Raw genomic sequence first — 21,372 nt, 5'->3', positions numbered from 1 at the left:
GATTGGAGGCATGCGCCTCATCCTGAACGTGATCTGGCTGGTGCTCGCCGGTTTCTGGATGGCCGTCGGCTACGCGGTCGCCGGCCTGATCTGCTGCATCCTGATCATCACGATCCCGTGGGGCATCGCGTCGTTCCGCATCGCGAACTACGCGCTGTGGCCGTTCGGCCGCGAGGTCGTCGACAAGCCCGGCGCAGGCACCGGCTCGTTGCTGGGCAACGTGATCTGGATCATCGTGGCCGGTCTGTGGCTCGCGATCGGTCACGTCGTCACCGGCATCGCGCTGTGCGTGACGATCATCGGCATCCCGCTGGGCATCGCGAACTTCAAGCTGGTGAAGGTCTCGCTGGTGCCGCTGGGCAAGGAGATCGTCGAGCTGCCCTAGGTTTCGAGCAGCTCGTGCAGGCAGAGGATGTTGCCCTCGGTGTCGAGGAACCACGCCGCGCGCTCGTTGCCCATCACGGCGATGTGGCCGGTGGTCTTGAAGTCGGGCAGGTCGTAGTCCTCGAACCGCACGCCCCTGCCTTCGAGCTCGCGGATCTCGGCTTCGAGGTCCGGCACCTCGAAGCTGAGCACGGTGTGCGCGGTCTGCGAGCCCTTCTCCGCGGGCATCAGGCCCAGCGCGTCGCCCTGGCCGAGGGCGAAGATCCGCGTGCCGTCCGGGTTCGTGGCGACGGGCTTGAGACCGAGCATGTCCGCGTAGAAGCGCTCGGCGCGCTCCGGGTCTTCGACGGGCAGCATCGTGGTGGTCCTGGTGGCGGTGAGCATGATGCCTCCTAGTGCTCCGACCCACCGATGCTGCGCTCGCCGCAGGCCCGTTCACCAGGGTCTTTACGCCTCATCGCCCCGTAGTCCCGCGACCACTGTCAGGCCTGTCGCGCGCTGTCGTCGAGATTCAGCAGCTCCACCGACTTCGCCCGCATCTCCACCTTGCGGATCTTGCCGGTGACCGTCATCGGGAACTCCTCGACCACGTGCACGTACCGCGGGATCTTGTAGTGGGCGAGCTTGCCCGTGCAGAACTCGCGGACGGCCTCGGCGGTCAACCCGCACACCCCGTCGCGCAGCCGCACCCACGCCATGAGCTCCTCGCCGTAGCGGGCGTCGGGCACGCCGATCACCTGCGCGTCGAGCACGTCCGGATGCGTGTAGAGGAACTCCTCGATCTCGCGCGGGTAGATGTTCTCGCCGCCGCGGATCACCATGTCCTTGATGCGGCCGGTGATGTTGACGTACTCGTCGTCGTCCATCACCGCGAGGTCGCCGGTGTGCATCCAGCCCGCGCCGTCGACGGCCTCGGCGGTCTTCTCCGGCTCGTTCCAGTACCCGAGCATGACGGAGTAGCCGCGCGTGCACAGCTCCCCCGGCTCGCCGCGCGGCACCGTGAGGCCGGTCTCCGGGTCGACGATCTTGACCTCGAGGTGCGGGCCGACGCGGCCGACCGTCCCGACACGACGGTCGAGGGAGTCGTCGACGCGCGTTTGTGTTGACACGGGCGAGGTTTCCGTCATGCCGTAGCAGATCGAGACCTCGCTCATGCCCATGCGCTCGACGACCTGCTTCATGACCTCGACCGGGCACGGCGAGCCCGCCATGATGCCGGTGCGCAGGCTGCTCAGGTCGTAGCCGTCGACCAGGTCGAGCATCGCGATGAACATCGTCGGCACGCCGTAGAGCGACGTGCACTTCTCTTCCTGAACGGCCGCAAGGGTTTTCGCCGGGTCGAACGCCGGCGCCGGGATCACGACGCACGCGCCGTGGCTGGTCGCCGCGAGGTTGCCCATGACCATGCCGAAGCAGTGGTAGAACGGCGGCACCACGCAGATGCGGTCGTGCTCGGTGTAGTTGATCAGCTCGCCGACGAAGTAGCCGTTGTTGAGGATGTTGTGGTGCGAGAGCGTCGCGCCCTTGGGGAAGCCCGTGGTGCCGGACGTGTACTGGATGTTGATCGGGTCGTCGCGGTCCAGCTCGACGTCCGGGAGCTCACCGGGAGTCCACTGCGGATCGTCGGTGAAGACGACGTGCTCCAACTCCGGGCAGCGCGGACGGACCTCCTCGATCATGGCCGCGTAGTCCGAGGTCTTGAACGACCGCGCGGACACCAGCGTGTGGATGCCCGCCTGGTTCAGCACGTACTCCAGCTCGTGCACGCGGTAGGCCGGGTTGACGTTGACCAGGATCGCGCCGATCCGGGCCGTCGCGTACTGCACGAACACCCACTCGGCGCAGTTCGGCGCCCAGATCCCGACCCGGTCGCCCTTGCGCACCCCGAGCGCGTGCAGCCCGGCGGCGGCCCTGTCGACCTCGCTGGAGAGCTCCGCGTACGTCCACCGTCGACCTGTCGCCTTGTCGACAAGTGCCTCGCGGTCGCCGAACCGCGCGACCGTGGCCGCGAGGTTCGCGTGGATGGTGTCGCCCAGCAGCGGGGCGGCGGACGTGCCCGAGGAGTAGCTGGAGGTCATCCCCCAGACGGTAGTCAGGCTTCGGCGTATGGCAAGGGCACGACCAGGCACGGACCGCCGCTGTAGAGGCCCGCGTCGATCGCCAGGACCTTGTCGTCGGCGTACACGAGGGGCCCGTCGATCTCGTCCGGCGGCACCCCGAGCTGGTCGGCGATGACGCTGTGCCCGTGCACGATCCGGGTGCCTCCGAGGGTCGCGAGCAGCTCGTCCGCGATCTCGGGCCCCTGCGGACCCCGGAACGCGTACCGGGTCGTCATCTTGCGCCAGCACTCCCACCAGTCGACGAGGTCGTCGCTCTTGAGCACGTGCCGGACGGCCTCGTTGACCTCTTCGATCGAGGCCCCCCATTCGAGGTAGGCCACGGTGTCGGAGTGCATCAGCAGGTGGTCGTCGCGCAGCTTCAGCACCGGTCGCGTCGTCAGCCACTCGACGTGCGCGTCGGTCAGCCGGTCCTGGTCGCTGCGCAGCCCGCCGTTGAGCAGCCAGCTGCGCGCGAACGACCGCGGCCCGAGGCTGTCCGGCACCTGCTCGTCGCCGAACCGGTACATGCCGAGCAGCAGGATCTCGTGGTTGCCGATCAGCGAGTTGACCGAGCCACCCGCCTCCGCCGCCTCGTCACCGAGGCGCATGACCAGGTCGATCACGCCCACGCCGTCGGGCCCGCGGTCCACGAAGTCGCCGAGGAACCACAGCTCGGCCTCGCCGCCGATCCAGCGCCCTTCCTCGTCGCACAACCCGGCGACGTGCAGCGCCCTGATCAGTTCTGCGAGGTGCCCGTGCACGTCTCCCACGACGTACATCGGGCGTCGATCCGTGTCCACCTCCGCGACGATAGGTGATGAACCGTCGCGCGTCAGTGGTCTGCCCGGATCAGCGCTCGCGTCAGGCCTGAACGGCGGCGTTCCAGTCACCGAACGGGTCCTGCGAGTGACCGACGAGCTCCGCGATCGACTTCAGCACGCGCGTCGGCCGGTACGGGAACATCTCGGCGGACTCGGCGCTGAAGACCCCGGACAGCACGAGGATGGTCGACAGGCCCGCCTCGAGGCCCGACCGCACGTCGGTGTCCATCCGGTCACCGATCATCAGCGCCTGCTCGGAGTGCGAGCCGAGGGTGCGCAGGGCCGAGCGCATCATCAGCGGGTTGGGCTTGCCGACGTAGTACGGCTCACGTCCGGTGGCGCGCTCGATCAGGGCCGCGACGGCACCGGTCGCGGGCAGCGAGCCCTCGCGCGACGGGCCGGTGGCGTCCGGGTTGGTCGCGATGAACTTCGCGCCCTCCTCGACCAGCCGGATGGCCTTGGTGATCGCGGTGAAGCTGTAGGTGCGGGTCTCGCCGAGCACCACGTAGTCCGGGTCGCGGTCGGTCAGCACGTAGCCGATCTCGTGCAGCGCGGTGGTGAGGCCGGCCTCGCCGATCACGAACGCCGAGCCGTTCGGGCGCTGCGAGTCGAGGAACTTGGCCGTGGCCAGCGCGGAGGTCCAGATGGACTTCTCCGGGATGTCCAGGCCGGTGCGCTGCAGGCGTGCCCGCAGGTCCCGTGGCGTGTAGATGGAGTTGTTCGTGAGCACGAGGAACGGCGTCTCGGACGCACGCAGTTCCGCGACGAACTCGTCCGCTCCCGGGATCAGGTGCTCCTCGTGCACGAGGACGCCGTCCATGTCCATCAAGTAGTGCCACATGGCCTAAGTATCGATCACGCGCTTGCGAAACGTACCGATCTGGAGCTGTAGATAACGCTCGATCACTTCGAGCTCGGCGTCGTCGAAGTGCCCGAGCACCTCGACCAGGCTGTCGCGGGCCTTCTCGAACGGCGCGCCGAACTTGTCGACGTCCCCCACCGTGACCTCGACGAGGACCTTGCGGCGGTCATGCGGGTCACGGACACGGCGGACATATCCGGCACGTTCGAGGCGGTCGATCACGCCCGTGACGGCACCGGTGGAGAGGCCGGAGAGTTCGGCGATCCGGCCCGCGGTCAGCGGTCCGTCCGCCCGCATGGCGAGATCGAGGCACTTCTCGTCGGTCGCGGACAGGCCCATCTGCTCGGCGACCCGCGCGTGGAACATGACGGTGAGGGCGCTCTGCTCCCGCATGTACCAGGTGAACCTCTCCAGCACTTCTGGTTCCATGTGGAACATCTTAGCCAGTAAGAGAATTCCCCGTGAGGTGCTCCAAACGGGCGGAACGTGAGAAAGCTCGTTGTTGGAGGCATCTACAACGACTTGTTCATTAAGCTGAACAGGGTGACAGCAGTGGAGTTGGGCATCCCCGTCCTGCGCGGCACCCCGGACACCTCCGCACGTCCGGACACGCCCCAGCTCGTCGACAGGTTCGGCCGGGTCGCGAAGGACCTGCGGGTCTCGCTGACCGACCGCTGCAACCTGCGCTGCACCTACTGCATGCCCGCCGAGGGCCTCGACTGGCTGAAGAAGGACGAGCTCCTCACCGACGCCGAGTTGATCAGGCTCATGCGCATCGCCGTGGTCGACCTGGGCATCACCGACATCAGGTTCACCGGCGGCGAGCCGTTGCTGCGCCGCGGCCTCGAGCAGGTCATCGCCGCGACGGCCGAGCTCGAACCGCGTCCGCGCATGTCCATGACGTCCAACGGCATCGGGCTCGCCCGGCGCGCGCGGTCGCTGAAGGACGCCGGCCTGAACCGGATCAACATCTCGCTCGACACCCTCGACCCGGAGAAGTTCGCGACGCTGACCAGGCGCGACCGCATCACCGACGTGCTCGACGGCCTCGACGCCGCCCGCGAGGCCGGCCTGGAGCCGGTGAAGGTCAACTCCGTGCTGATGCGCGGCGTGAACGAGGAGGAAGCCGTCCCGCTGCTGCGGTTCTGCGTGGAGAACGGCTACCAGCTGAGGTTCATCGAACAGATGCCGCTGGACGCGCAGCACGGCTGGACGCGCACGAACATGGTCACGGCCGATGAGATCCTCACGATGCTCTCGTCCGCCTTCACGCTGACCCCGTCGGAGGTCCCCCGCGGCGGCGCCCCGGCCGAGCGCTGGCTGGTCGACGGCGGCCCCGCGGTCGTTGGCGTGATCGCGTCGGTGACCAGGCCGTTCTGCGCGGCCTGCGACCGCACGAGGCTCACCTCGGACGGCCAGATCCGCAACTGCCTGTTCAGCAACGGCGAGACCGACCTGCGCGCGCTGCTGCGCGACGGCTCCCCCGACTCCGCGATCGCCGACGCCTGGCGCGCGAACATGTGGGTCAAGGCCGCCGGTCACGGCATCAACGACGAGGGCTTCTCGCAGCCCGACCGCCCCATGAGCGCCATCGGAGGATGACAGTGACCACCGCCGTGAACGTCCGCTACTTCGCGGGAGCGCGGGCCGCGGCCGGGGTGGCCGACGAGGACCTGCTGCTCGACGCGCCCGAACCGACCGTGGCGCTCGTGGTCTCGGCCATCGGCGAGCGGCACGGCGACAAGCTCGGCAAGGTGCTCGCCGCGTCGAGCTTCCTGCTGGACGGGGTCGCGGTGCGGGACACCTCGACGCGGGTGCCCGCCGGCTCCCAGCTGGACGTGCTGCCGCCGTTCGCGGGCGGCTGAGCGGGTTCCGCGCCAAGTGGACGTCGCTCACTCTCCTCAGCCGCCGTTCGCGGGCGGCTGGGGCAGCCCCAGCCGGTCCACCGTCGTCCCCACTCCCCTGCGGCCGGTCGCGAGCGCCAGCTCCACCGCCCGCAGCCGGTGGCGTTCGGCCTCCTCGTGGTCTCCCAGCGCCTCCCGCGTCAACGCCAGTTCCCCCACCGCCTGCACCTGGCGAACGCGCAGCTGGCCCCGTTCGGCGCGTTCGTCGGCCTCGGTGGCGCACTTCAGCGACACCGCCAGGTCTCCCAGCGCCCGGTGGTCGGCCGCCAGACACGTGAGCGACTGGACCTCGCCCCGCGCGAAGGCCGACTTCCTGCTGATCGCCAGCGCCTGCTCGTGCTGGTCCGCCGCCTCCCGCGCCCGGCCCTGCCGCTCCAGCACCATGCCGAGCGTGATGCGGCCGTCGACCTCGACGATGTCATCCGCGCACTCGGCGCCCATCTCGATCGACCTGCGCGCCAGGGCCTCCGCCTCGTCGAGGTGGCCCTGTTCGAAGCGGAGGAACGCCTGGGTCTCCGTGCCCCTGGCGAAGAACACGGGACCGAGCTCCGCGGTCGCCACCTCGGCCGCCCGGTCCTGATATTCGGCCACGAGGTCGTACCGTCCGGTGAACAGGTGCGTGACGGCGAGACCGCGCAGGCAGAAAGCGGTACCCGCGGTCAGGCCCAGCTCCGTCGAGACCCGCAGCGCCTCCTCGCCGTAGGACACGGCCAGGTCGAGCGGTCCGAGGTCCAGCAGCACGCAGCTGAGGTTGTACAGCGCGTTCGGGCTCGACTCGATGGCGAGCGACGCGCGCATCGCCTCCGCTGCCTCGGCCAGGTCGCCCAGCTCCCAGTGGATGATGCCGAGGTTGCCGAGGAACGACTTGAGCGCCCCGGGGTCGTCCCGCTGCCGGGTGAGCTCCACGGCACGCCGGTACTCGGGCAGAGCCTCGGCGAACTGGCTGGACCGCCAGTGCGCGAGGCCGAGCGAGGCGCTCATGGCCGCCTCGGCGCCGACGTCGCCGAGCGCGCGGGCGGCCGCCAGTCCCGCGCGGGCGGTCGTGAACCAGTCGACGACGTTGCCGGTGTGGTGGAGGAAGCACGAGCGCATGGCGTCGGTCAGCTGCCAGGCGATCGGCCTGGCGCCCGCCGTGAGCACGGCCGCGACGACGTTGGCCCGTTCCGCCTCGAACCACGCGAGGGAGCTCGCCATGTCGCTCAGGTCGTGCGCGGGAAGGTCCTGCGGCAGCGCGGGCACCGGCAGGCGGTGCAGCTCCGGGTTGAGCGCGCGGGCGGCCGCGTCGGCGTTGAGGAGGTAGTACTCGTCGAGCCGGGACGTCACGGGCGTGCCGAGGCCCAGGGCGTACTCGCGGAGCAGGTCGTGGAGGCTGTGGCGGGTGCCGGCGCGGTGCACGAGGTTCGCGGCGACGAGCTGGCCGAGCGGTCCGCTCGCGTCCTCGCCGAGCAGCGCAGAGGCGGCTTCGACGCCGAAGTCCGGTCCGGGGACCTGGCCGAGCAACCCGAACAGCTGCCGGGCGCGCTCGGGCAGTGCCCGGTGGGAGAGCTCGAACGTCGCCCGCACCGCCGCGTCGCCCTCGATCTCCAGCGCGTCGAGCCTGCCGCCACCCCGCAGGTCGGCGAGGTAGTCGGGCAGGTGGCGGTCGGCGAGGTGCGCGCCCGCGATGCGCAACGCGAGCGGCAGGTGAGCACAGAGCCTGATCAGTTCGGCGCGCTCGTGCGACGAGCCCTCGACGCCCAGCCGGTCGAGCAGCTCCCCGGCCTCGCCACCGCTGAGGACGTCGAGCCCGACCTCCCCCGCCCGCAGCGCGTTGCGGCTGGTCACGATGGCCGTGCAGCCCTCGACGTCCGGCACGAGCGGGCCCAGTTCGGTGACGTTGTCGAGGAGCACCAGCACGCGGCGGCCGCGCAAGGTCTCGCGGTAGAGCGCGACCTGGTCGTCGAGTGCGAGCGGGACGTTCTCCGGAGCCACGCCGAGCGCGCGCAGGAACCGGCCGAGGGCCTGCTCGGGTGTGACCGGCGGTCCCGCCGCGAACCCCCGCAGGTTGACGTGCAGCTGCCCGTCGGGGAACCGGTCGCGGATCCGGTGGGCCAAGCGCACGGCGAGCGCGGTCTTGCCGACGCCGGGAGGGCCGGTGATCGCGAGCACGCGGGCGTCCGACCCGGCGAGCGCGGCGAGCTCCCGCTCCCGTCCGACGAAGTCCGGCAGGTCGGCGGGCAGCTGCGCCGGGCCCGGCCTGCGCACGACGAGTCGGTAGCCGGAGGCGTCCGTGACGATCTCGTCGCCGACCGACTGCCGCAGCCGCCGCACGAGGTTGCGCAACGCGGGCAGGGGTCTCACCGGGGGGTCGTCGCCCCAGACCTCGCGGACGAGATCACCGAACAACACGGGCTCGCCGGCCTTCGCGAGCAACGCGCGGTGCAGAGCGGCCTGCCGTGACTCCCTGCTCATCCGAACATCATCAACCAGTTACCGGCGAGGCGTCGCTCGACCGTGACCAGGGCGTCCCCGATGGCCCAACACACGTGAGCCACGACTCACTTTCCGTGATAGATCTCGGCCGATCTCAGAATGGAAACGGACCGATAACGAAGGCTCTGAGCTGCACTTTTGTAGCCCCAGCACAACTTTCCACACTGTTACTGTGATGCGCATCACAGCTCGAAACATTTGGATTCGGCCTCGGCGGTTACGTACGGTCGCTCCTCGGCTGGCCCGAACCAGCCGCGAGCTAGACCGGAGCACCCAGCACCGAACCCAGTCCGACGGGTACTCCGGAACAACCCCGAGCGAGAGAAACCGCCGGACTGGGACGCAGGAGCGCACCGGGCCCCGAACCCGAGTTCCTGGCAGCAGGTGTGGTGGACCGAGAGGCACATGGCTTTCAACCGTGGCAAGCAGGGCAAGCAGAGTTCCGCCGCTCGCACTATCGCCAAGGTCGCGGTCGCCGGCATCATCGCCGGCGCCCCTCTGGGCCTCGCCGTTGGCACCGCCAACGCGGCCCCCGTGAACTGGGACGCCCTCGCGCAGTGCGAGGCAAGTGGCAACTGGGGCGCCAACACCGGCAACGGGTACTACGGCGGCCTGCAGTTCACCCAGCAGACCTGGAACGCCTACGGCGGCCAGGGCAACCCGGCCAACGCCTCCCGCGAACAGCAGATCGCTGTCGCCGAGCGCGTCGCCGCCGGCCAGGGCCTGAACAACGCCTGGCCCGCCTGCAGCCGCAAGCTGGGCGCCACCTCGGGCACCGCCCCGAAGACCCAGGCCGCTCCCCAGCAGCAGCAGCGCAAGGCCCAGCCGCAGCAGCGCCAGGCCGCCGCGCCGGTGCAGCAGGCACCCGCCGCCCCGGCGTCGAAGTCGAACCCGGACGGCAACTACGAGATCAAGCCGGGCGACACCCTGTCGAAGATCGCCGACGCCAACAAGGTCGAAGGCGGCTACCAGGCCATCGTGGAGAAGAACAAGAACTTCCTCACGAACCCCGACCTGATCTTCCCGGGCCACAAGATCCTGATCTGAGCCCCGCGGGCTCGGGCCGGACAGGCCGCATGATCGCCAGCCCTGTCGAGTCGGGCTGACACAGGACCAGGGACCTCACCGTTACCCCCCGACGGTGAGGTCCCTGCCTGCGTTTGCGGGTGCGGTGGCCGCCGAGGTGGGTGGGGCTTGGGTGAGCGGGCCGGGATTGGCGGGCGGGTCTGCCGAGGCCGGGCGGCGGACGCTCGTGCCGGGCATGCCGTGCAGGCGAGCGAGCCGGCAAGCCGGGCAGGCAGACGCGCGAGCCAGGCAGGCGGCAGGCCGGGCTGGCAGGCGGACGCGCGGGTCCGGCACAACAGGCAGCCGAGCTGGCAGGCGGACGCGCGGGTCCGGCACGCCGGGCAGGCGGGCGAGCTGGCAGGCGGGCGAGCCGACGAGCCGATCAGGCAGGCGGGCAGGCCGGGCGGACCAGCGAGCCGGGCACGCAAGCACGCGCACACCAGGCGAGGCGCGCGAGGCGAGCACCACAGACGCACTGGCGCAGGCGAGCAGGCCCTCATCCCGGCCCGACGGCCACCAGAACCCTCAGGGGCAGTTGACCCACTCGTCGTCGCCCCCGACGAACACCTGCCGCTTCCACACCGGCAACCGAGCCTTGACCTCGTCAACGAGGTCAGAACAAAGGGAAAACGCCTCCCCCCGGTGCTCGGCCGCCACCGCGCAGGCCAGCGCCACGTCCCCGATCCTCAACGGCCCCACCCGGTGCGACACGGCGATCCCGTGCACCCCGGGGTACTTCGACGCCAACGACTCGACCACCTCGGCCACCACGTCCGAAGCGGACGGGTGCGAGTGGTACTCGAGCTCCACCACCGAACGCCCGCCGTCGTGATCGCGCACCACTCCCGAGAAGGTGACCACGGCCCCGGCCCGGTCGGACTCGACCAGCGAGGCGTGCTCCTGCACCGACAACGGTTCCGAAGTCACGACGGCCCGCAGCACGACGCTCATCGGTGGTCACCTCCACGCAGTTGGTCGAGCGCATGGTCCACAACGGAGGCCAGCACGTCCAGGCCGTCCTTCACGCCGCCGGTCGAGCCGGGCAGGTTCACGATCAACGTCCGGCCCGCCACGCCGGCCACGCCGCGCGACAGCACGGAACCGGGCACCCGCGGCCACCCCGACATCCGGATGACGTCGGCGAGGCCGGGCACCTCGTAGTCGACGACGGCGCGCGTGGCCTCGGGGGTGCCGTCGGTCGGGTTGATGCCGGTGCCGCCGGTGGTCAGCACCAGGTCGGCGCCGGACTCCACGGCGGAGACCAGCGCCGCGCGGACCGGCTCGCCGTCCGGCACCACCACCGGTGACGACACCGAGAAGCCGCGCTCCGACAGCCACGAGACGATGACCGGTCCGCTGCGGTCCTCGTAGACGCCGGCGGCGGCGCGGTTCGACGCGGTGATGACGACTGCCTTGTACGCGGTCACGGGCGTTCCCACAGGCCGGACTTGCCGCCTTCCTTGCGCTCCACCCGCACCGCGTCCAGGGAGGCGGCCGGGTCGACCGACTTCACCATGTCGTGCAGGGTCAGGCCGGCCACGGAGACCGCGGTCAGTGCCTCCATCTCCACGCCCGTGCGGTCGGTGGTGCGGACGGTGGCGGTGATCAGCACGGCGGAGTCCGCCAGGGCCAGGTCCACCTTCACCGACGACAGCGCGATCGGGTGGCACAGCGGGACTAGTTCCCAGGTGCGCTTCGCGGCCATGATGCCCGCGATCCTGGCCGTGGCCAGGGCGTCGCCCTTGGGCAGGCCGTCGGCGCCCAGCAACTCGACCACCTCGGCGGTCGTGTGCAGGATCCCGGTGGCCACGGCGATCCGGGTGGTCTGCTCCTTGCCGGAGACGTCGACCATCCGGGCAGCACCGTGGGAGTCCAGGTGGGTGAACTGCTTGGTCATACGGCGATCGTATGCCTGAGTTCACCCGTCAACCGTCAGGAACTGGCGGCCTTGCGCACCGCTTCGGCCACCGCGGGGGCGACCGTGTTGTCGAAGACCGACGGCACGATGAACGACGCGTTCAGCCTGTCGCCGTCCACCACGTCGGCGATGGCCTGCGCGGCGGCCAGGAGCATCGCGTCGGTGATGGTCTTGGCGTGGGCGTCCAGCAGGCCGCGGAAGACGCCGGGGAACGCCAGCACGTTGTTGATCTGGTTCGGGAAGTCCGAACGGCCCGTGGCGACGACGGCGGCGTGCTGCTGCGCCTCCATCGGGTCGATCTCCGGGTCCGGGTTGGCCAGCGCGAACACGATGGCGTCCTTCGCCATGGTCGCGACCTGGTCCGCGCCGAACAGGTTCGGGGCCGAGACGCCGATGAAGACGTCGGAGCCGACCAGGGCGTCGTGCAGGCGGCCGGACTGGTTGTCCTTGTTGGTCGAGGCCGCGATCGACTTCAGGTTCGAGTCGAGGCCCGGGCGGTCGCGGTGCACGATGCCGTCGACGTCCACGGCGATGATGTCGCCCGGCTCCTGCGCCTGCAGCAGGCGGATGATCGCGGAACCCGCGGCGCCGACACCGCACACGGTGATGCGGCAGTCCTTGATGTCCTTGTTCACGACGCGCAGGGCGTTGCGCAGGGCCGCGACAACGACGATCGCCGTGCCGTGCTGGTCGTCGTGGAAGACGGGGATGTCGAGCTTCTCGCGCAGGCGGGCCTCGATCTCGAAGCAGCGCGGCGCGGAGATGTCCTCGAGGTTGATGCCGCCGTACACGGGAGCGATGAGCTCGACCGCGCGGATGATCTCCTCGGTGTCCTGGGTGTCCAGGCAGACCGGCCAGGCGTCGACGCCGGCGAACTTCTTGAACAGCGCGGCCTTGCCCTCCATCACGGGCAGGGCGGCGGCGGGGCCGAGGTTGCCCAGGCCCAGGACCGCGGAGCCGTCCGTCACGACGGCGACGGTGTTGCGCTTGATGGTCAGGCGGCGCGCGTCGTCCGGGTTCTTGGCGATGGCCTCGCACACGCGGGCGACACCCGGCGTGTACGCGCGGGAGAGGTCGTCGCGGTTGCGCAGCGGCACCTTCGACGAGATCTCGATCTTGCCGCCGAGGTGCACGAGGAACGTGCGGTCCGACACCTTGCGGACGACGATGCCGGGCAACGTCTCCAGCGTGTCGGTGATGTCCTTGGCGTGGTTCGCGGACAACGCGTTGCACGTGAGGTCGATGACGACGCGGTCGTTGTGCGACTCCACGACGTCGAACGCCGTGATCACGCCACCGGCGCGGCCGACGGCCGAGGTGAGGTCACCCGCGGCGCTCGCTGACGGCGGCGCCTCCAGACGAACGGTGATCGAGTAACCAGGGCCGGGGACCGGCATCGTCTTTCCTCCCACGAAGTGCAGCTCAAGCGGGAAGTGAGCCTATCCCCGGGCCCATTGCGGTACTCACGCGACTCGGCAGTCTTAAGACCGCCCTGACAGTCGCGTCAGGACTTGTTGATCTCCGTCACGGGGTGCGTGTACGGGAGGGTGTCCACCGGCAGCGGGAACGTCACCGTGCCGAACGGCGAGAGCGCTCCCTGCACGTCACTGGTCAGTTCGGTCACGGGGTGACCGCCGTCGGGACCCTCCGGCCAGTGCGGGTCGACCCGTCCAGGGCGTCCTTTCGCCACGATCTCCTCCTCGGTGGTGCCTGCTGACGGGCACAAGTGTGACAGACCCGTTTTCACCTGGGCGACGATGAGATCCCGGCGGCCCATATACCGTGGTGAGAATGTCCGGCACCACTCTCGCCGACTGGCTGCGCTCCCGGGACGACGCCGCTCTCGTCGCGCTGCTGCGCGCGCGTCCCGATCTGGCAACGCCCCCACCTGCCGATATGTCCGTGCTCGCGACACGGGTCGGCACCAGGGCGTCGATCGCGCGCGCCTGCGAGGACCTCGACACGTTCACGCTGGCGGTGCTCGAGGCGCTGGTGATCGAGGGCGCGGACGTCGAGCCCGTGGCGTTGCCCACACTCGGCCGGCTGCTCGGACCGGACGTGAAGCCGAAGCCCCTCAAACAGGCGGTCGCGAGGCTGAGGTCGTTCGCACTGGCCTGGGGTGACGACGACGCGCTGTCCGTGCCGCCGGTGACCAGGGAGGCGTTCGGCGCCTACCCCGGCGGGCTCGGCCGCAGGACCGGGCAGACCTACGACCTCGGCGGCATCAGCGAGGGTGAGCAGCGGGTCCTGCAGAAGCTCGCCGCGGGGCCACCGATCGGCGACACCAAGGACGCGTCCAGGGTCGTGCCCCTCGACAAGGCCGAGACGCCGGTCCAACGCCTGCTCGCCCGCGGTCTGCTGCTGCGGCGCGATCCCGGCACCGTCGAACTGCCGCGCGAGATCGGCCTCGAGCTGCGCGGTGAACGCCCCCTCGGCCCGATCCAGGTCACCGAGCCGAAGCCGAAGACCACCGCACTCCAGCAGGACGGCGTCGACGCCACCGGCGGAGGCGAGGCGCTGGAACTGGTCCGGCACGTCGAGAACCTGATCACGAGCTGGTCCGCCGAACCGCCGCCGGTGCTGCGGACGGGCGGCCTGGGCGTCCGCGACCTGCGCAAGGCGGCCAAGGACCTGGGCGTCGACGAGCAGCGCGCGGCCCTGCTGATCGAGCTCGTCGTGGGCGCCGACCTGGTCGCGAACAACGAGGCGACAGAGCCGGAGTGGGTGCCGACGACCAAGGCGGACGTCTGGCTCGCCGCCACCACCGAGGTCCGCTGGTCCACGCTCGCGCACGCCTGGCTGGAGCTGCCGCGGCTGCCCGCGCTGGTCGGCCGCCGCGACGAGAAGGACAAGCTCTTCAACCCCCTCGCCGACGAGATCCGCCGCGCCCAGGCGCCGCGCGACCGCCGGTGGGTGCTCGAGACGCTGACGGCGTTCCCCAAGGGCACCGCGATCGCGAACCCCGCCGACCTGGCCGCGTTGCTCGGCTGGCGGGCCCCGCGCCGGGGCGGGCGCCAGCGCGACGAGCTGGTGCGCTGGACCGTCGAGGAGGGCACCGCGGTGGGCGTGCTGGCCCTCGGCGCGATCACCAGCGCCGGCCGCGTGCTGCTCGACGAAGGGCCCGGTCACGCGGCGAAGACGCTGGGCGACGCCCTGCCGGAACCGCTCGACCACGTGCTGGTGCAGGCCGACCTGACCGTCGTCGCCCCCGGCCGCCTCGAACCGGAGCTCGCGGACGAGATGGCGCTGGTCGCGGACGTCGAGTCGGCCGGCAGCGCCACGGTCTACCGGATCAGCGAGACCACCGTGCGGCGTGCGCTCGACGCCGGGCGCACGGCCGACGAACTGCAGGAGCTCTTCAAGGTCCGCTCGCGCACGCCCGTCCCGCAGTCGCTGACGTACCTGATCGACGACGCCGCGCGCCGCCACGGCAGGTTGCGCGGCGGGGCGGCCGGGTCGTTCCTGCGCTGCGACGACCCGGTGCTGATCAGCGAGGTCCTCGCGCACCCGGAGGCCATGCGGCTCGAGCTGCGCCGGATCGCCCCGACCGTGGTCGTCAGCCCGTTGCCGCTGGCCGACGTGCTGGACGGGCTGCGCTCGGCCGGGTTCGCCCCGGCGGCCGAGGGCCCGGACGGCCAGGTGCTGGACCTGCGGCCGGGTGGTCGCCGGACCACGCCGAGGCAGCGGAGCGCCCGCAAACCGGCGTCACCCACCGTGCCCACCGTCGAGCGGCTGGGTGAACTCGTCCGGCTGGTCCGGGCCGGTGATCGCGCCGCAGCGACACCACGGGGTGAACGCGTGGCCGTCCCCGGCAACCTGGGCGCCGGTCCGTCGGCCACCCTGTCGTTGCTCCAGCAGGCCGCACGGGCGCGCCGCAGGGTGCTCGTCGGGTTCGTCGACTCCCACGGCACGGCGGCACAGCGCGTGATCGAACCGCACGTCGTCGGGGGTGGCGTGCTCGAGGGCTACGACCACAGCTACGGAGAGGTGCTCAGGTTCCCTCTTCACCGCGTCACGTCCGCCGCATTGGTGGACGAGGACTGACACGCCGTCATCCCCCGAAAGGGACCGCTGATCACCCTTACGTGGTCGTGGCGCGACCTAGCGTCGGTTGACGTGGACGTTCCCGAGAGACGTCCGCATCGACCGAGGAGGACTTCCACGATGGTCAGCCCCAGGGCGGCGCTCAGCACCGCCGCAACCTTCACAGCCCTGGCTTTCGCCCTGCTGTTCTCGTCCGGCACGGCGTCGGCCGACACGGATCAGCAGAAGGTCGACGACATCGGCATCGGGCTCGGCGTCGGCATCAGCACCGGACACCACTGGCACGACTGGGACGAGTGGGACGACGACGACTGGGACGACTGGGACCACGGCTGGCACCACCACCACGGCGGCCTGCTCGGCATCGGCATCGGGCTCGGCCTCGTCATCGGGTAGCCGCAGCCCACGGCGAAGGGACTACCGCTTGACCGCAGACCCGAGCTGAATCAGACCGCAACGACGAGGCGAGCGCCGTTCCCGAAGGTGGCGCTCGCCTCGTCGCGGTCGTGTGCGGTGGTGACTCCGGCGGAAGGAGTTCAGCCCGCGCGGACGGACATCCACTGGCGCATCGCGTGCTCCACCAGCGTGATGAGCGTCTGCTTCGTCGACTGCCTGTTGCGCGCGTCGCACGTCACGATCGGCACCGACTCGTCGATCGTCAGCGCTTCGCGCACGTCCTCCAGCCTGTGGTGCAGGAGGCCGTCGAAGCAGTTGACGCCGACGACGTACGGCAGCTGCCGGTCGTCGAAGAAGTCGATCGAGGCGAACGCGTCGGCCAGGCGGCGGGTGTCGACCAGCACGATGGCGCCGATGGCACCACGGACCAGGTCGTCCCACATGAACCAGAACCGGTGCTGACCCGGTGTACCGAAGAGGTACAGGATCAGGTCGCTGTCGAGCGACACGCGGCCGAAGTCCATCGCGACGGTCGTCGTGACCTTGTTGGGCGTGGCGGAGAGGTCGTCCACCCCCGCGCTGGCCTCGGTCATCACCGCCTCGGTGGTCAACGGGACGATCTCGGACACCGAGCCGACGAACGTCGTCTTGCCCACACCGAAGCCACCCGCCACCACGATCTTGGCGGAGGTCGTCGGCTTCCGTGCGCCCTCGGCGCCCTGGGGACTAGAGCCTGCGAAGCCCACTGAGCACCCTCTCCAGGAATTCCATGGAAGGCCGGTCCCCCACGACCAGACCGCCCTGGTGAATCAAAACCAAACCCATGCTTGCCATGTCGCCGATCAACACCCGCACGACGCCAAGTGGCAAGCGTAGGAGTGCCGCGACCTCGGCCACCGACCGCGTGTCGACACACAGCCCGCAGATCGACCTGTGCTCGGGAAGCACTGCCGCATCCCGTTCGAGGCCCTTCTCGCTGGTGGAGATCAGCGCCTCGATAGCAAGGTCGTAGTCGGGTCGTGTGCGTCCACCGGTGCGCGTGTACGGCCGCACCAGTGAACCCGAGTCCGCGGAAGCATTCTCCTCCGGGCGCACTTGAGGCTGCGCACCGGTGCTGTACGCCGGTTGCCCGCCGGTGCTGTACACGGGGTGGGAGCCCGTCGTGTACGGCAGTTGTTCCGGCACGGCGTCCGGCATCTCGTGCTGGCCGAACAGGTCCGCACCGGGTCCACCGAACAACCCGGTGCCGTACCCGTCTATGTCGAACCGGTTCGGCACGTCGTCGTACGGGTACGACGACGAGTCGTCCACCTCACGCTGAGACATATCGCCTAGCCCTTGCCCTGTAACCCGCTCATCGAGGGGTGCGTCCTCAGCTTCCTCTGATTCTTGGGGTATCGCGTCAGGCTCGTCGAACTGAAACCCGCCAGAAGCCCACTCCTGGTAGTTGAAGTTCCTACCGAAGCCCCGGCCTCTAGCGCCAGATCTACCAGCCATTTGTTCTCACCCCTGAACTTCAGATGAGGTCTAGCGACGGACCACGCCCTGAAGCTGCGCGCGCAGCTCAGGGGTGAGTTGTTGACCGACTCTCTCCACCAACAGCGTCATCTCGTAGGCCACGAGGCCGATGTCGCAGTTGGGTGCCGCCAGGACGGCAAGGCAAGAACCGTCACTGATCGACATGAGGAACAGGTAGCCCCGCTCCATCTCGACGACCGTCTGGTTGACCCCGCCTGCCTCGAAGCAGCGGGCAGCACCCTGGGTGAGGCTGACCAGTCCGGACGCGACCGCGGAAAGCTGCTCTGCGCGGTCCCGGGGCAAGCCCTGGGAACCCGCGAGCAACAGCCCGTCCGCGGACACCACAACGGAATGTGCCACGCCGGGCACCCTCCGCACGAAGTCGGTGATAAGCCAACCAAAGCTGCCTGGCTGCGCTGCGGTCGTCACTCCTGCTCCTCGTTCTGCCGGCTCGACTGGTCACCAGCGTATGCCTCGATCAATGCGTGCCGGCCTCGCTTGACACCACTTTGCAGGCTCGACATCCGTCCGCGCACCGCGTCGGCGGTGCGGGGCGGCAGCGGCGGGCGCTGCGCTGTCGTGGACAGGGGCGACTGCTTGGGTGCAGCAGATCCTGGCACGAGCTGAGCCTTCGGTGTCCGTTTCGGCAATCCTGCCGTGGTCTTCGTCTCCGGCGTCTTGTTCAACAACGCCTGAGCCGCGTGCCATCCCTCATCGGCAGGCGATTGCCAAGCCGATTCGGAGACGGGTGCCGCCGCTGGAGTCTCCTCCACAACGGGCTCGGGTTCCACAACTCGCTCCTGCTCGGCGGGTGCGGGTACTTCCTCGACCGCCTTCTGGATCTTCGAGCGCGGCGTGCGCACCGGAAGGCCAGCGGCCGACGTGGTGGTGGGTGCCACCGCCGGAACGGGCTTGCGGGTTCGGGTCGGCAGCTCCGGCTCCGGCCCGTCCGAGAGCGGAGGGGTCGTCGGCGGTTCGTCGATGTACTCGACCGAGCCCTTGTCGGTCCCGCCGAGCCTCGACTCGACGTGACCGTTGGTGGCGGCCGGTGCGTCGTCCTCAGCGGCCGCAGGGACCGGCTGAGCGGCCGATGCGGACGTCTCGCTGCCCACGGCCTGGAACCACTGCGACAGGACGGCCTCGTAGATCGGGAGGCGTTCGGTCGGAGCGTCCAGGTCGTGTTCGATCTTCTTGCGCGAGGACTCGGAGGTGCCGTTGCGGTGGCCCATCCCGATGTCCAGCCGGCCCTCGTCGACCGAGGCGCGCGAGACGCCGTTGGACGAGGCGGGCTCGTCCTCGATCGGGGGGATCGGCACGAACTGGGTGGTCTCGTAGCCGGGCTCGAACGAGATCTCGCCGGCTTCCTCGTTGCGGTCCTCGTACGCGGTGAAGAGCGTGGGCTCGCCGAACGAACCCTCCGGCTCCACGGCCGCGAGCTGGTCGCGGCGCCACCGCTCGGACGGCGTCACGTCCTCGATCGGCGGGTCGCTGTAGACCGGGATCGCCGTCGCGCCCGCACCGGTGTCCGTGATCGGACTCGGCACGAAGCTGACCGGGATGTTCGGGCTCGACTCGTCGACCCGCGGCTGGACACCGGTCGCGCCGCCGAAGGCGCCCGCGATGCCGCTGGCCCTCGTCGCGGTGCTGCCGATCTCCGTCGTGTGCTCCGCCGGCGACATCGGCACGGGCGGCATCGAGGGCGAGGACGCGGTCGGCGACATGCCGAACGCGGACGCCAGCGAGCCCGAGCCGGACGGCGGGGTCGACGACGGTGCCTGACCGGGGATCGCGATGAGCGTCTCCGGCACGATCACCAGTGCCGTCGTGCCGCCCTCGATGTCCTCGTTGCCGCGCAGGCGGACCTTGATGTCGTGGCGCTTGGCGAGCCGCGCGACCACGTACAGGCCCATCCGGCGGGAGACGGCGACGTCGACGTCCGGCGGGTCCGCCAGGCGCTCGTTGGCGTCGATGATCTCCTGGTCGCCCATGCCCACGCCGCGGTCCTGGATCTCGATCGCCAGCTCGCCCTTGCGGGTCTTCGCCGTGCGAACGGTGACCTTGGTGACCGGGTCGGAGAACGCCGTGGCGTTGTCCAGCAACTCGGCGATGAGGTGCACGAGGTCGTTGACCGCGCGGCCCTGGACCGTGAGGTCCGGGGTCTGGCCGACCTGCACGCGGGCGTACTGCTCGACCTCGGAGACCGCGGCGCCGAGGACCTCGGCGGCCGGGACGGGCCGGGTCAGGCGCCGCGAGAGGTCCGTGCCCGAGAGGACCAGGAGGTTCTCCGAGTTGCGGCGCATGCGGGTCGCGAGGTGGTCGAGCTCGAACAGCGAGGCCAGCTGGTCCGGGTCCTGCTCGTCCTGCTCCAGCCGGTCGATCAGGTTCAGCTGGCGCTCGACCAGGGCCTGCGACCTGCGGGACAGGTTGACGAACATCGCGTTGACGTTGTCACGCAGGAGGGCCTGCTGGGCGGCCAGTCGCACCGCTTCACCGTGCACCGCGTCGAACGCGCGCGCCACCTGGCCGACCTCTTCCCGCGTGTGCACCGGCACCGGCTCGACGGCGGTCTTGGCCGCGTCCTCCGGGTTCGGGTCCGCGAGGATCCGCTCGACCGCGTCGGGGAGACCGTGGTCGGCGACGTCGAGGGCGGTGCGGCGCAGCGTGCGCAGCGGGTTGAGGATCGAGCGGGCGACGAACAGCGCCATCAGCAACGCGAGCGCGAGGATCGCGAGCACGATGCCGGACTCGACGTAGGCCCTGGTGCGGGTGTCGCCGGCGAGGTCGTCGGTCTTCGTCTGCAGCTGCTCGACCAGCAGGTTCTCGACGTCACGCGTCAGGTTGACCGTCAGCGTGGCGGCGATGTCCCACTTCTCGGGCGTGACCTGCGTGAAGTCCTTCGCGCCCGCCTGCTGGTTGATCGCCGATTCCTGCATGTCGTTCGCGTTGTCGACGATGAGGCCGGTGACGGTGTCGTCGTAGATCTTGGCCTGCTCCGGCGTCGCGGCCTTGCGGAAGTCGTTCCGCGCGGCTTCGAGCTCGGCGTCCGCGGCCTGCAGGGACCGCAGCTGGGACGGGGTGAACGCCTTGCGCTGGAAGACGTCCAGGAGGATCGCCCGCTTGAGCGACTCCTGCTCCTTGATGCGCGCGATGGCGTTCGTGGTCAGGTGCAGTCGCACCAGTTCCGGGTCGTTGATCTCGGAGATCGTCTGCTCACCGAGGTTGATGAGCGTCTCGACGGACTCCGAGTAGGTGCGCTGGACGGCCTCGGCGGGGTACTGCGTGTCGCGCACCGAGTTGCGGAGGCTGTTCAGGCGTTCGAGCTGGTTGAACGCGACCTGGAACCGCTCGACGGCAGCCGGGTTCAGGTCGGAGCTGAGCTCGGAGATCTTGTTGCGGAAAGCCTCGCTGGTGTCGTTCACCCTGCGCAGCTGGCGCTCCAGGACGACCCTGTCGACCTTCTTGTTCGAGGCCACGTAGCTGACCGACAGGTCGCGTTCGCGCTGCAGCTGCTGCACCAGGTCCGCGACAGCGGTCTCGAGGCGGATCTGGTTCGCGAGGTTGTTGAACTCCGTCGCGGCCTGGAGGTCGGTGCGCACGCGCAGACCACCCAGGGCGAGCGCACAGACCGTCGGGATGAGCAGAACGGCGAGCAGCTTCGTGCGCAACCGCCAGTTGCGCAGGCGCCATCCCGCGGATCGGGCAGATCCTGAACCGGGTCCGGCACCGTTGTCGTGCTTCACCGGGTCCGGTGTCACGTCCATCGGTCCGTTACCCAGCGCAGCCAGTCCGTCACCCGATTCGGGCCTTTCGGAGCGTGTGGTGTCACCCACGCCAAACTGGCTGGGACCTCTCTCACGTCGGGCCACTCTGGGCTTCCTCTTCCAGCAGC

At 70.0% G+C, this 21,372-nt stretch carries 21 protein-coding genes; 6 read left to right on the top strand and 15 right to left on the bottom strand.

Annotated features, from left to right (window positions below):
* The first annotated feature begins 10 nt into the window (after positions 1–10).
* Positions 11–385 (top strand): YccF domain-containing protein, encoded by a 375-nt coding sequence (locus BMY74_RS02665; protein ID WP_089908784.1) that lies wholly within the window; start codon positions 11–13, stop codon positions 383–385.
* Here the strand turns inward: BMY74_RS02665 and BMY74_RS02660 are convergent.
* The 5 genes from BMY74_RS02660 to BMY74_RS02640 all read right to left on the bottom strand — a co-directional run bounded on the left by BMY74_RS02660 (position 382) and on the right by BMY74_RS02640 (position 4,595).
* Positions 382–768, bottom strand: a complete 387-nt coding sequence (locus tag BMY74_RS02660) for a VOC family protein (RefSeq protein WP_089908782.1) — start codon at positions 766–768, stop codon at positions 382–384. The genes BMY74_RS02665 and BMY74_RS02660 overlap by 4 nt on opposite strands.
* Before the next feature lie 98 nt (positions 769–866).
* On the bottom strand, positions 867–2,462 hold the full coding sequence (locus tag BMY74_RS02655) for an AMP-binding protein (protein WP_089908779.1): 1,596 nt from the start codon (positions 2,460–2,462) through the stop codon (positions 867–869).
* Between the two features lie 14 nt (positions 2,463–2,476).
* Positions 2,477–3,262: a metallophosphoesterase gene (locus tag BMY74_RS02650; protein WP_089908776.1), complete on the bottom strand. Its 786-nt coding sequence runs from the start codon at positions 3,260–3,262 to the stop codon at positions 2,477–2,479.
* Between the two features lie 82 nt (positions 3,263–3,344).
* A complete protein-coding gene (locus BMY74_RS02645) occupies positions 3,345–4,145 on the bottom strand; it encodes an HAD-IIA family hydrolase (protein ID WP_245785845.1) in 801 nt (266 codons plus the stop codon).
* Between the two features lie 3 nt (positions 4,146–4,148).
* Entirely contained in the window at positions 4,149–4,595 is a 447-nt protein-coding gene (locus BMY74_RS02640) for a MarR family winged helix-turn-helix transcriptional regulator (RefSeq protein ID WP_089910341.1), read from the bottom strand.
* Between the two features lie 114 nt (positions 4,596–4,709).
* Here BMY74_RS02640 and moaA point away from each other — a divergent pair, with 114 nt between their 5' ends.
* Entirely contained in the window at positions 4,710–5,768 is a 1,059-nt protein-coding gene (gene moaA / locus BMY74_RS02635) for a GTP 3',8-cyclase MoaA (protein ID WP_089908773.1), read from the top strand.
* Positions 5,765–6,031, top strand: coding sequence for a MoaD/ThiS family protein (locus BMY74_RS02630; protein ID WP_089908770.1), 267 nt, complete (start codon positions 5,765–5,767; stop codon positions 6,029–6,031). Before moaA ends, BMY74_RS02630 begins: the two co-directional genes overlap by 4 nt.
* Before the next feature lie 36 nt (positions 6,032–6,067).
* On the opposite strand, the gene BMY74_RS02625 is transcribed toward BMY74_RS02630, so the two are convergent.
* Entirely contained in the window at positions 6,068–8,521 is a 2,454-nt protein-coding gene (locus tag BMY74_RS02625) for an ATP-binding protein (protein WP_089908767.1), read from the bottom strand.
* Between the two features lie 426 nt (positions 8,522–8,947).
* Here BMY74_RS02625 and BMY74_RS02620 point away from each other — a divergent pair, with 426 nt between their 5' ends.
* Positions 8,948–9,589: a transglycosylase family protein gene (locus BMY74_RS02620; RefSeq protein WP_089910337.1), complete on the top strand. Its 642-nt coding sequence runs from the start codon at positions 8,948–8,950 to the stop codon at positions 9,587–9,589.
* 543 nt (positions 9,590–10,132) lie between these two features.
* Here the strand turns inward: BMY74_RS02620 and BMY74_RS02615 are convergent.
* From BMY74_RS02615 to BMY74_RS02595, 5 genes are all read right to left on the bottom strand, one after another.
* Positions 10,133–10,558 (bottom strand): molybdenum cofactor biosynthesis protein MoaE, encoded by a 426-nt coding sequence (locus BMY74_RS02615; RefSeq protein WP_089908764.1) that lies wholly within the window; start codon positions 10,556–10,558, stop codon positions 10,133–10,135.
* Positions 10,555–11,034, bottom strand: coding sequence for a MogA/MoaB family molybdenum cofactor biosynthesis protein (locus tag BMY74_RS02610; protein WP_089908761.1), 480 nt, complete (start codon positions 11,032–11,034; stop codon positions 10,555–10,557). Before BMY74_RS02610 ends, BMY74_RS02615 begins: the two co-directional genes overlap by 4 nt.
* A complete protein-coding gene (moaC, locus tag BMY74_RS02605; RefSeq protein ID WP_089908759.1) occupies positions 11,031–11,504 on the bottom strand; it encodes a cyclic pyranopterin monophosphate synthase MoaC in 474 nt (157 codons plus the stop codon). Before moaC ends, BMY74_RS02610 begins: the two co-directional genes overlap by 4 nt.
* A 35-nt stretch (positions 11,505–11,539) precedes the next feature.
* Entirely contained in the window at positions 11,540–12,922 is a 1,383-nt protein-coding gene (locus tag BMY74_RS02600; protein WP_089908756.1) for an NAD-dependent malic enzyme, read from the bottom strand.
* 107 nt (positions 12,923–13,029) lie between these two features.
* Positions 13,030–13,215 (bottom strand): hypothetical protein, encoded by a 186-nt coding sequence (locus tag BMY74_RS02595; protein ID WP_089910334.1) that lies wholly within the window; start codon positions 13,213–13,215, stop codon positions 13,030–13,032.
* 101 nt (positions 13,216–13,316) lie between these two features.
* On the opposite strand from BMY74_RS02595, the gene BMY74_RS02590 reads away from it, so the two are divergent.
* Positions 13,317–15,569 carry a helicase-associated domain-containing protein gene (locus BMY74_RS02590; RefSeq protein WP_089908753.1) on the top strand — a complete coding sequence of 751 codons (2,253 nt, stop codon included), beginning with the start codon at positions 13,317–13,319 and terminating at the stop codon, positions 15,567–15,569.
* A gap of 120 nt (positions 15,570–15,689) precedes the next feature.
* Entirely contained in the window at positions 15,690–15,965 is a 276-nt protein-coding gene (locus BMY74_RS02585; protein WP_089908750.1) for a hypothetical protein, read from the top strand.
* Positions 15,966–16,105: 140 nt separating this feature from the next.
* Here the strand turns inward: BMY74_RS02585 and BMY74_RS02580 are convergent, their stop codons facing one another.
* From BMY74_RS02580 to BMY74_RS02565, 4 genes are all read right to left on the bottom strand, one after another.
* The gene (locus BMY74_RS02580; protein ID WP_030470877.1) at positions 16,106–16,711 is read right to left on the bottom strand and encodes a GTP-binding protein; all 606 of its coding nucleotides are present in this window, start codon (positions 16,709–16,711) and stop codon (positions 16,106–16,108) included.
* On the bottom strand, positions 16,692–17,276 hold the full coding sequence (locus BMY74_RS02575; RefSeq protein WP_245785844.1) for a DUF742 domain-containing protein: 585 nt from the start codon (positions 17,274–17,276) through the stop codon (positions 16,692–16,694). Before BMY74_RS02575 ends, BMY74_RS02580 begins: the two co-directional genes overlap by 20 nt.
* A gap of 216 nt (positions 17,277–17,492) precedes the next feature.
* Complete coding sequence (locus tag BMY74_RS02570; protein WP_030470879.1) at positions 17,493–17,912, bottom strand: roadblock/LC7 domain-containing protein; 420 nt, start codon at positions 17,910–17,912, stop codon at positions 17,493–17,495.
* Positions 17,909–21,244, bottom strand: coding sequence for a nitrate- and nitrite sensing domain-containing protein (locus tag BMY74_RS02565; protein WP_245785843.1), 3,336 nt, complete (start codon positions 21,242–21,244; stop codon positions 17,909–17,911). Before BMY74_RS02565 ends, BMY74_RS02570 begins: the two co-directional genes overlap by 4 nt.
* Positions 21,245–21,372: the final 128 nt, after the last annotated feature.

Source organism: Lentzea albida, from assembly GCF_900111005.1.
GTDB lineage: Bacteria > Actinomycetota > Actinomycetes > Mycobacteriales > Pseudonocardiaceae > Lentzea > Lentzea albida.
This window is presented reverse-complemented; position numbering and strand designations above follow the sequence as displayed.

What these genes read in the sequence shown, in the direction of transcription:
- BMY74_RS02585 (WP_089908750.1), top strand. Translation starts at nt 15,690, where the DNA reads ATGGTCAGCCCCAGGGCGGCGCTCAGCACCGCCGCAACCTTCACAGCC.
- BMY74_RS02665 (WP_089908784.1), top strand. Translation starts at nt 11, where the DNA reads ATGCGCCTCATCCTGAACGTGATCTGGCTGGTGCTCGCCGGTTTCTGG.
- moaC (WP_089908759.1), bottom strand. Translation starts at nt 11,504, where the DNA reads ATGACCAAGCAGTTCACCCACCTGGACTCCCACGGTGCTGCCCGGATG.
- BMY74_RS02650 (WP_089908776.1), bottom strand. Translation starts at nt 3,262, where the DNA reads ATGTACGTCGTGGGAGACGTGCACGGGCACCTCGCAGAACTGATCAGG.
- BMY74_RS02620 (WP_089910337.1), top strand. Translation starts at nt 8,948, where the DNA reads ATGGCTTTCAACCGTGGCAAGCAGGGCAAGCAGAGTTCCGCCGCTCGC.
- BMY74_RS02640 (WP_089910341.1), bottom strand. Translation starts at nt 4,595, where the DNA reads ATGGAACCAGAAGTGCTGGAGAGGTTCACCTGGTACATGCGGGAGCAG.
- BMY74_RS02645 (WP_245785845.1), bottom strand. Translation starts at nt 4,145, where the DNA reads ATGTGGCACTACTTGATGGACATGGACGGCGTCCTCGTGCACGAGGAG.
- BMY74_RS02655 (WP_089908779.1), bottom strand. Translation starts at nt 2,462, where the DNA reads ATGACCTCCAGCTACTCCTCGGGCACGTCCGCCGCCCCGCTGCTGGGC.
- BMY74_RS02660 (WP_089908782.1), bottom strand. Translation starts at nt 768, where the DNA reads ATGCTCACCGCCACCAGGACCACCACGATGCTGCCCGTCGAAGACCCG.
- BMY74_RS02565 (WP_245785843.1), bottom strand. Translation starts at nt 21,244, where the DNA reads ATGGACGTGACACCGGACCCGGTGAAGCACGACAACGGTGCCGGACCC.
- BMY74_RS02630 (WP_089908770.1), top strand. Translation starts at nt 5,765, where the DNA reads ATGACAGTGACCACCGCCGTGAACGTCCGCTACTTCGCGGGAGCGCGG.
- BMY74_RS02625 (WP_089908767.1), bottom strand. Translation starts at nt 8,521, where the DNA reads ATGAGCAGGGAGTCACGGCAGGCCGCTCTGCACCGCGCGTTGCTCGCG.
- BMY74_RS02600 (WP_089908756.1), bottom strand. Translation starts at nt 12,922, where the DNA reads ATGCCGGTCCCCGGCCCTGGTTACTCGATCACCGTTCGTCTGGAGGCG.
- BMY74_RS02590 (WP_089908753.1), top strand. Translation starts at nt 13,317, where the DNA reads ATGTCCGGCACCACTCTCGCCGACTGGCTGCGCTCCCGGGACGACGCC.
- BMY74_RS02615 (WP_089908764.1), bottom strand. Translation starts at nt 10,558, where the DNA reads ATGAGCGTCGTGCTGCGGGCCGTCGTGACTTCGGAACCGTTGTCGGTG.